The following is an 8,093-nucleotide window of genomic DNA, read 5'->3' on the forward strand; positions in this document are numbered from 1 at the left end:
TCCCTACCCCCTCCATGCCTGGAACCGGAAGGAGTCACGCCGTGCGTGCCCTGCCCGTCCGCCTCGACGCAGTACTCATCCAAGCGCTGATCGCCGCCGCGCTGTCCTTCGCCCACCTGCACGACCTGGCCTCGGCTGCGGGACAGCACGGATGGAAGGCATGGGCCTACCCGGTCTCCGTGGACCTGCTGTTGGTGGCGGCCTGGCGGCGGCTCCGCTCCGGCGGGACGAAGGCAGCCGGGTGGTGCTGGTTCCTCGTCGCCTTGACCGCCTCGCTCGGCGCCAACGTCTCCACGGCCGGGCTCCTCGACCTGGGCGCCGTACCGGCCTGGCTGCGCATCCTCGTCGCCGGATGGCCCGCGGTCGCCTTCCTGGGCGGGACGCTGCTCGCCCACGGAGCAACTGCGGACACCACAGCGGCGGGGCGTGAGTCGGCCCCGGAACCCATGGCACCAGAAGCCCCTGCCCCTGAATTGCCCGCTGCTGAGCCGAAACCGGCTCCACCCTCCAGTCCACCGATTCCGCCGGCGCTCGTCACGCTCGCGCGCAAGGTCGCCGACGAACACCGCGCCCGGACCGGAACGCCCATCGAAACCTCGACCCTTCGAGCCCGGCTCGGCGTCCCGCTGCCGCTGGCCGAGGCCATCGCTGCCCAACTCACCTGACCCGGAGGACCTTCCACCGTGCGCCCGTCCACGCTCCGCGCGCTGCAACGCGCTGCCGAGCTGACCCGACAGAACCGCCTCACCGAAGCCGTGCTCATCGCCGAGCCCGTGATCCTCGCCGCCGACAGCTACGAGGGCGACGAGATCTTGCGCTGGCTGGCCGAGCACGTCACCGACTTCACCGGCGAAGACCCGAAGGAGATCCGCTGATGCCCGCCAACCGCCGCTTCCGCAACGTCACCCGCATCGGGCCCGTCCAGGTCGCCACCTACTACGACGGCCGGGGCCGCGAGAAGCACACCGCCGCCTGCACGGCCCCGCGCTGCGGCTTCGCCACGGACTACGACAGCCGCGCCGCCGCCGAGCTGGCCGCCCGCACCCACCGTTGTGCCGTCCGCTGAAGGGAGCTCCAGTGACCGTCTCGCTGCCGCTCGTCTTCGTCCTCGGCCTTATCGCCTGGGCCGCGATCAAGTTCCTCGGCATCCGGCTCTGGGTCGCCGTCGTGATCGCGCTGTTCGGCTTCTGGCTCTCCCACACCTTCCTCGCTCCGGCTATCGAGTCCGGCACCCGTTCCGGGGTCGGCGTCGTCAACGGCACCCACAAGTAACAAGGAGGCTCACCGTGTTCCGCCCCAAGCTGCCCGACATCACGACGCTGCCGACGACAACCGTCACGCCTCAGCAGACGCATGCTCCGGCCTCCTCCGCCGGCCGTCCGGTCGCTCCGTACGTGGGTGTCGGTGTCGGCGCGGTCGCTGCCGTGGTCGTCGTGGGAATCGTGCTCACCGCGCTCCTGGCGGCGGTCGCCGTCTCGGCCGTGTCCGTGGCTATCGCCGCCGTGGTACTGCGCTCCCTCCTCAGCAGCGCCAACAAGCGCTGACCGGCCGCCGGGGCGGCAACAAGCCGCCAAGCATCCCGCCGCCCCGGGGCCGTCCCTCCCAACCGTCGCAACAGCCGAAAGGAACTGCCATCATCACCCGGCAGACTCCGCCTCCGCTGGCGGAACTCTCCATGTTGGCCTCTCTCGGCACCATGCCCGAGCTGGCCCGCCAGCTGTCCGGCCTGGGCGGCTGCACCCGCCCCGTCCGCCTCGACGGTCACCGCACCGAATACGCGGTGGACACCACGACCGGCGAGATCGGTCGTGTCCTGCACGACCTGGACTCGTCAGCCCTGCCCGCCGGTCAGCTCCTCGTCCGCTGCAACAACCGCCGCGCGGCCTGTGCCGAGACCTACCGCCGCGACACCTACCACCTGATCACCGCCGGACTCCGCGGAGGCAAAGGCACGCCCGACCAGGTCGCCACACACCCTCGCGTCTTCGCCACCTTCACCGCCCCCAGCTTCGGCCCCGTCCACAACCGCCCTTCCGGTGGCCGGAACTGCCGTTGCGGGGTGCGGCACGAGGAAGGTGACGCCGTCCTGGGGACACCCCTCGACCCGGAGTCCTACGACTACGAAGCGGCCGTGCTGTGGAACGCGCACGCAGGGGCGCTGTGGCGGCGGTTCTCGATCTACCTCCGCCGTGAAGTCGCCAAGCGAGCCGGCCTCACTCAGCGGGCCTTCCAGCACCACGCCCGGATCTCTTTCGCGAAGGTGGCCGAGTACCAGAAGCGGGGCGCCGTCCACTTCCACGCAGTGATCCGCCTCGACGGCCCGGAGGGCGGAGATTCCGCACCTCCTGCCTGGGCCACGGCCGAGCTGCTGTCTGATGCCATCCAGGCCGCCGCCACCACCGTGCGAGTCGACGGACCGGTGATCGACGAGCGGGCCCACACCTTCGTCTTCGGCCGTCAGCTCGACGTCCGCACGATCCGCTCCGCCGACTTCGACGACGGTCAGGAGCTGACCGAGCGAGCCGTAGCGGCGTACATCGCCAAGTACGCCACCAAGGGAGCCGAGACAGCGACCGGCACCCTGGACCGGCCGGTTCGCTTCCTCGCCGAGCTGGCCCAGGCACGGATCAGCGAACACGCCCGGCGCATGATCCGGACCGCCTGGTCCCTGGGCGCCCGCCCCGAGCTGGCAGACCTCCGCCTGCGGGCCTGGGCCCACATGCTCGGCTTCCGCGGCCACTTCTCCACCAAGTCCCGCCGCTACTCCACGACCCTCGGCGCCCTCCGCGACGCGCGCGCCGACTGGCGCCGGGCCCAAGCTTCGCCGCCCGTCCCGCAGGACGGCGAGACCACGCTCGTCCTCGCTCACTGGGTCTTCGCCGGTACCGGCCTCTCTCGCGCCGAAGCCTGGCTTGCTGCGTCCCTCGAACCCGCCCCCGGAACGGAAGGAGAGCCGACATGGACACCCGCCGCGACGAACTGATGACTGTTCGCCAAGTCTTGGACGAGCTGGGCGGCATTTCTCGCCGGACGTTCTACCGCTGGCGTGAGCTGGGGCAGGGGCCGGCCGCATTCAAGCTCCCCAACGGCGAGCTGCGAGTCTGGCGGAGCGACTTCACCGCCTGGCTGCGGCAGTTGGAGGCGGCGGCGTGAAGTCCCTCGACGTGAAGGTGTGGGGCGTCCGGAAGAGGAATACCAAGAAGTCCTCCTATGACGTCCGGTGGACTGTCGCTGGAACCGTGTTCTCCGAACAGTTCCGTACCAAAGGGTTAGCGGATCACTACCGTTCCAAGTTGCTCCGCGCCACTCATTCCGGCGAAGAATTCGACACGATCACAGGGCTGCCCGACTCGATGGTCGAGAAAGCAGCCTCGATGACCTGGTACGCCTTCGCTCTGAAGTACCTGGCCATGAAGTGGCCGCACGCGGCGCCGAACACGCGCAACGGGATCAACGAGGCCCTGACCGCCGTGACGATGGCCCTTCTCGACGATCGCCCTGGGCAGCCGTCCGAGGAACTGATCAGGAAGGCACTCCGCAACTGGGCCTTCGTCCTTCCCGGTCCGGACGAGCGCGAATTGCCGACCGAGATCGCGAACGCCTTGCACTGGGTGGCCAAAGCGTCGCGCCCGCTTTCGGACCTCGGTGACGCCGCGGTCGGCAGGGCCGTCCTGGACTCGCTCAAGCTGAAGCTCGACGGGACGGCGGCGGCCGCGGAGACCGTTCGGCGCAAACGTCGGACACTCGTCAACGCGATGCACTACGCGGTAGACCTCGGGGAGTTCAAAGAGAACCCGATCACGGGCATCCGCTGGAAGAAGCCGAAGGTTGCCGGAGAAGTCGACCCCCGGGTGGTCGCCAATCCTGAGCAGGCTCGTTCCCTGCTGACTGCGGTCTCGTACATCGGCGGGTACGGCCGCGCGCGTGGTCGCCGACTCGTCGGCCTGTTCGCCTGCATGTACTACGGCGCCCTGCGCCCGGCTGAGGCCGTCGGCCTCACCAGTGCAGACCTGAAACTGCCCGAGGTCGGCTGGGGGACGGCACTGCTGAACCGGACGCGCCCCAGTGTCGGCAAGCAGTGGACGGACTCCGGCGAGACCCACGACGACCGGGGCCTGAAGAACCGACCGGCGGAGGAGGTCCGGCTCGTACCGATCCCGCCCCAACTCGTCGCCATCCTCCGGCAGCACCTCGACACCTTCGGCACCGCCGAGGACGGGCGACTGTTCACCAACGAGCGCGGGGGAGTGGTTGGCTCCTCGACGTACTACCGCGTCTGGCAGGAGGCCCGTGCGCTGGCGCTCCCGCCGGCCGCGGTCGCCTCCCCGCTCGCTGCGCGTCCGTACGATCTCCGGCACTCGGCGCTGTCAACCTGGCTCAACTCCGGGGTGGATCCCACCGAGGTGGCCGAACGCGCGGGCAACAGTGTTGAGGTCCTGCTGAGCCGCTACGCCAAGTGCATCGACGGACGACAGGACATCGCCAACCGGAAGATCGAGGAGCTGTTGCGCGAGTACGAGTGAGCACGGGTGGTGCTCGACTCATAGGTCCTCGGATGAGTCCGGGGACCTTCGCTCTGCTCGGGGCTCCTCAGGACGATGCAGACGCGCGCCCACACACCATGTCTGATCTCCCTGCGAGCTCCCGGCCGCGTTGAACGGAAGGGCGTCCTGCGCGGGCGTCATGATGGACGGGCGCCGACCGGATGCCGATGCGAGAGGGGACTTGGCATGTTCGGGCTGTTTGTGCGATTCACCTGCAAGGACGAAGCGGCCGCGGCCGCGTTTGACGAGTTGGTGGCACGGACTGGTGAGCAGATCCGGGCGAACGAACCTGGGACGGCAATTTACGCAGTACACCGCGTTGCTGGCCAACCGTTGCAGCGTGCGTTCTACGAGCTGTATCGGGACAAGGCGGCTTTCGACGAGCACGAGTCGAAGGACTACGTACGTGCCTTCCTCTCCGAGCGGGACAAGTACCTCTCCGCTACGGAGGTTGATCGACTGGACTTCGTCTCTGGCAAGGGTGTGGAGTACTGAGCGCTGTCGGCTAGCGGGGCTTCCCACGGCCACTTCCGGCGGCGTACGTCTGCGTGTACGAGCCGCCGTCCCGGCGCGGGGCCCGGCAGTGGTACGCCGGGCGCCCGCGCCTCGGGGACAGGTTGCGGTCAGCCCGCTTTGGCGAGGGCCGGGACGAAGCGGGCCGCGTCGATGGTTCCGACGCCGGTGGCCATGTCGTAGCCCTTCACCGCGGTGTAGCCGGTGACTCCCGCGTAGCTGTTGTTCGTGCCGTCCTTCACGTCCACGATCCCGGTGGACGGGTTCGACGAGGACTTCGCGTACAGGGAGTACAGCGCCTTGTGGATGTCTCCCAGCCGGTGCCCGGCAACCTGGTCGGCCAGGGCCACGATTCCTGCGAAGAGCGGGCTGGCCTCGCTGGTGCCGACGTAGACCTCCCAGCCGACCCTCTTGGGGTCGTAGCTGGAGTACACCCATCCGCCGCCCTTCAGCGCGGCGGACATGGAGACGTCCGGGGTGCTGCGGTGATTGCCGGCCACCCCGTTCTGGTACGAGGGACGGGCGAAGACGTGGGACTGGCCGCCGCCGCTGGCGCCGTGGTCGTTGTAGACGCTGTCCGGCGCGGTGCGGTTGCCGTTGGCGTCCAGGTGCAGCTGGGTGCCGCCGACCGAGACCACCAGGGGGTCGTCGGTCGGCCAGGCGTTGACCCGGTACGGATAGGTGGTCTGGCCGTTCGAGGTGGTGTCGGTGGGTCCGCTGTCGCCGGAAGCGTCGGTGACGGTCACATGGTGCTTGGCCGCGTCCTTGTAGGCGTACCGCAGGTTCTGGATGCTGGAGAAGTCACCCTTGCTGAAACCGGGGAAGTTGTTCTCCGCCACGCCCCAGCTCTGGCTGATCACGTCGCCCACGCCGCGGTCGATGAGCGATTTCTCGGCGTCCATGACCTCTTTCAGGCCGGTGGTGCCGTCCCCGATCCGGCCGACTCCGGTTTCCGCCAGGACGATGTGCGCGTCCGGGGCGACGGCATGCGCCATCTCCACGTCGAGGGTGGTCTCCCCGGCCCAGCCGAGCTGGTCGGCGTCGCTGGGGTTGAAGCGTGGGACGTTGCCCCACTTGACCACGTCGACGTGGGTGCTCTTCATGCCGAACCGGGCGCTGTAGACGTCCAGGTCCTTCTGGATGGTCGGCGAGCCGAACGGATCAACGATGACGATCGTGCGCCCCTTGCCGGTCACTCCTGCCTTGTACAGCGGGTTCAGGTTGTACGCCTGGCGGTACTGGAGCGCGTTGTAGCAGTCGAACCCCCACTTCGCCCGGCACTGCGCAGTGGTCATCAGGCTGCCGGGCGCGCTCTTCGATTGCTGTCCGGCCGCCGGCACGGGCTTGACTTCTTGCGCCGGTCGCCCGGGTGCAGCGACGGCGACGGAACCGGACAAAAGCCCTGCTATCGCTCCGAAACTGGTGAGGCTGGTGATCCAGGCTGCGGCGACCGCGGTGCGCCGCCGCGCGTGAATCCTGCGCATAGATGCTCCTCGTAGTGGACTAGACCATGCTCGGCTGTGGTCTGCGATCCCACCGCGAGGCCGTCCGTGAGGCAAGGGATTGACCCTGTGTGGCTTATCACTGCTTCGTCCGCTTCGATCACCTATGTCCATGCCGAGCGTGTCCCGCACGGCCTGGGCAATCCGTCGAGGGCGCGCATGCCGGCCTGGCTGTCGCACGGCTTCAGTCCAGGTGGCAGCGGGACTTTCGCGTGTTGGGTTGTCTCCTGCGCAGTCGCGACTGGTTCGATGCCCGCTCTGTCGGTTTTATGAGATAGCTCGGCTCTGACCGCTTCATGAGATACGTCACGGTCTGGCCTCCGAGGAGGGGGCGACACTTGAGCGGGATCGGGTGCCGCTGGAGCCGGGCATGGCGCCACGCGCCCACTTGGTGCCGAGCGGAGCGGTTGATGGCGTCCGAGCCCTCGGAGAGGCGCCGGATGCAGCTGACGGACCGTCGAATGTGGCGGCTGACCTCGGTGGACGCCCCAGGATCCTGTCCACGAATAGTCCACAGACCCCGTCCCAGGGCCGCTCAGCGCTGCATACGCCTGCACATACGCGAAGACCCCGGCCTCAGCGTTTCCGCTGGTGACGGGGTCTTTGGGCACCTCATTCAGGGTGCCCCCGGCAGGATTCGAACCTGCGCACACGGCTCCGGAGGCCGTTGCTCTATCCCCTGAGCTACGGGGGCGTGTCGGGTGCGGAGCTTCTTGCTCGCGGCGACGGATAGAACATTAGCAGGTCCGGCGGGGTGATCAGGAACCCGTTTCCGCGGGGGCCGGTCGGGGCGGGTCCGCCGGGTGTCGGAAGGGTCCCCTGTACGGGGTGGAAGTGGGGAAAACCCGGACGCGGCGGCCGGGCCGGACCTACTCTCGACTTGTGTCAAGGGCCTCGGGTCGGGTGCTTGTTGTGGACGACAACAAGGTCATCCGGCAGCTGATCAGGGTCAACCTCGAACTGGAAGGGCTCGAGGTCGTGACCGCGGCCGACGGTGCCGAGTGTCTGGATGTTGTGCATCAGGTGCGGCCCGACGTCGTGACGCTCGACGTGGTCATGCCCCGGCTGGACGGTCTGCGTACCGCCGCCCGGCTCCGCGCCGATCCCCGTACGCACCATCTGCCCCTCGCCATCATCAGCGCGTGCACCCAGTACGAAGTCGACACCGGTCTCGATGTCGGTGTGGACGCCTTCCTCGCCAAGCCCTTCGAGCCCGCCGAACTCGTACGCCTCGTCAAGCAGCTGATCGAGCGCGGGGGCGGGGATGACGGGGGAGATGGGGGAGATGGGGGAGACGGGCATGAGGGAGGGCACGGGGGGCACGGAGGGCATCGCGGCGGGGGTGGCGACGGAGAGGGTGACGGGGACGGGGGTGGGGGCGGTGGCTGTGGCTGTGGTGCGGAGGGGGACGGGGGCCACAGCAGGGTTCCGGGAGGTGTCGCTGACGGGATCTCCGATGGCGTACCGGGTGGGATTCCGTCCGGCGGCTAGTCGGCCTGGGATTGGTGGAGCGTCTGCGTGGCCAGGGATCCGT

The 8,093-nt window shown here is 68.7% G+C and carries 10 protein-coding genes, 1 tRNA gene and 1 pseudogene; 10 read left to right on the forward strand and 2 right to left on the reverse strand.

The window, feature by feature from the left end; all coding sequences use genetic code 11:
• Nucleotides 1-41 precede the first annotated feature (41 nt).
• From ACWCQS_RS16645 to ACWCQS_RS16685, 9 genes are all read left to right on the forward strand, one after another.
• Entirely contained in the window at nucleotides 42-665 is a 624-nt protein-coding gene (locus ACWCQS_RS16645) for a DUF2637 domain-containing protein (RefSeq protein WP_451005099.1), read from the forward strand.
• 18 nt (nucleotides 666-683) lie between these two features.
• Nucleotides 684-875, forward strand: a complete 192-nt coding sequence (locus tag ACWCQS_RS16650) for a hypothetical protein (RefSeq protein ID WP_451005100.1) — start codon at nucleotides 684-686, stop codon at nucleotides 873-875.
• Nucleotides 875-1,066 (forward strand): mobile element transfer protein, encoded by a 192-nt coding sequence (locus tag ACWCQS_RS16655; protein WP_451005101.1) that lies wholly within the window; start codon nucleotides 875-877, stop codon nucleotides 1,064-1,066. The genes ACWCQS_RS16650 and ACWCQS_RS16655 overlap by 1 nt, the downstream gene beginning before the upstream one ends.
• 11 nt (nucleotides 1,067-1,077) lie before the next feature.
• Complete coding sequence (locus ACWCQS_RS16660) at nucleotides 1,078-1,272, forward strand: hypothetical protein (protein ID WP_451005102.1); 195 nt, start codon at nucleotides 1,078-1,080, stop codon at nucleotides 1,270-1,272.
• A 14-nt stretch (nucleotides 1,273-1,286) separates the two neighbouring features.
• Nucleotides 1,287-1,544, forward strand: a complete 258-nt coding sequence (locus tag ACWCQS_RS16665) for a SpdD protein (protein WP_451005103.1) — start codon at nucleotides 1,287-1,289, stop codon at nucleotides 1,542-1,544.
• Nucleotides 1,545-1,675: 131 nt separating this feature from the next.
• Nucleotides 1,676-2,983: a replication initiator gene (locus tag ACWCQS_RS16670; protein WP_451005104.1), complete on the forward strand. Its 1,308-nt coding sequence runs from the start codon at nucleotides 1,676-1,678 to the stop codon at nucleotides 2,981-2,983.
• Nucleotides 2,959-3,153 (forward strand): helix-turn-helix transcriptional regulator, encoded by a 195-nt coding sequence (locus tag ACWCQS_RS16675; protein ID WP_451005105.1) that lies wholly within the window; start codon nucleotides 2,959-2,961, stop codon nucleotides 3,151-3,153. The genes ACWCQS_RS16670 and ACWCQS_RS16675 overlap by 25 nt, the downstream gene beginning before the upstream one ends.
• The gene (locus ACWCQS_RS16680) at nucleotides 3,150-4,523 is read left to right on the forward strand and encodes a tyrosine-type recombinase/integrase (protein ID WP_451005106.1); all 1,374 of its coding nucleotides are present in this window, start codon (nucleotides 3,150-3,152) and stop codon (nucleotides 4,521-4,523) included. Before ACWCQS_RS16675 ends, ACWCQS_RS16680 begins: the two co-directional genes overlap by 4 nt.
• A gap of 207 nt (nucleotides 4,524-4,730) precedes the next feature.
• Nucleotides 4,731-5,039, forward strand: a complete 309-nt coding sequence (locus tag ACWCQS_RS16685; RefSeq protein WP_451005107.1) for a putative quinol monooxygenase — start codon at nucleotides 4,731-4,733, stop codon at nucleotides 5,037-5,039.
• Nucleotides 5,040-5,167: 128 nt separating this feature from the next.
• Here ACWCQS_RS16685 and ACWCQS_RS16690 read toward each other — a convergent pair whose 3' ends face one another.
• Both ACWCQS_RS16690 and ACWCQS_RS16695 read right to left on the reverse strand, forming a co-directional pair.
• Nucleotides 5,168-6,352 carry a S53 family peptidase gene (locus tag ACWCQS_RS16690; RefSeq protein WP_451005108.1) on the reverse strand — a complete coding sequence of 395 codons (1,185 nt, stop codon included), beginning with the start codon at nucleotides 6,350-6,352 and terminating at the stop codon, nucleotides 5,168-5,170.
• Between the two features lie 829 nt (nucleotides 6,353-7,181).
• Nucleotides 7,182-7,253 (reverse strand) — tRNA-Arg (locus tag ACWCQS_RS16695).
• Between the two features lie 140 nt (nucleotides 7,254-7,393).
• Between ACWCQS_RS16695 and ACWCQS_RS16700 the strand changes: the two are divergent.
• Nucleotides 7,394-7,900, forward strand: a pseudogene (locus ACWCQS_RS16700) (response regulator); the annotation flags it as partial.
• Nucleotides 7,901-8,093: the final 193 nt, after the last annotated feature.

This window comes from Streptomyces sp. NPDC002076 (assembly GCF_053593835.1).

Bases quoted from the DNA above. Each gene is read 5' to 3' on its own strand.
- ACWCQS_RS16655 (WP_451005101.1), top strand. From the start codon at position 875: ATGCCCGCCAACCGCCGCTTCCGCAACGTCACCCGCATCGGGCCCGTC.
- ACWCQS_RS16670 (WP_451005104.1), top strand. From the start codon at position 1,676: ATGTTGGCCTCTCTCGGCACCATGCCCGAGCTGGCCCGCCAGCTGTCC.
- ACWCQS_RS16675 (WP_451005105.1), top strand. From the start codon at position 2,959: ATGGACACCCGCCGCGACGAACTGATGACTGTTCGCCAAGTCTTGGAC.
- ACWCQS_RS16685 (WP_451005107.1), top strand. From the start codon at position 4,731: ATGTTCGGGCTGTTTGTGCGATTCACCTGCAAGGACGAAGCGGCCGCG.
- ACWCQS_RS16690 (WP_451005108.1), bottom strand. From the start codon at position 6,352: ATGACCACTGCGCAGTGCCGGGCGAAGTGGGGGTTCGACTGCTACAAC.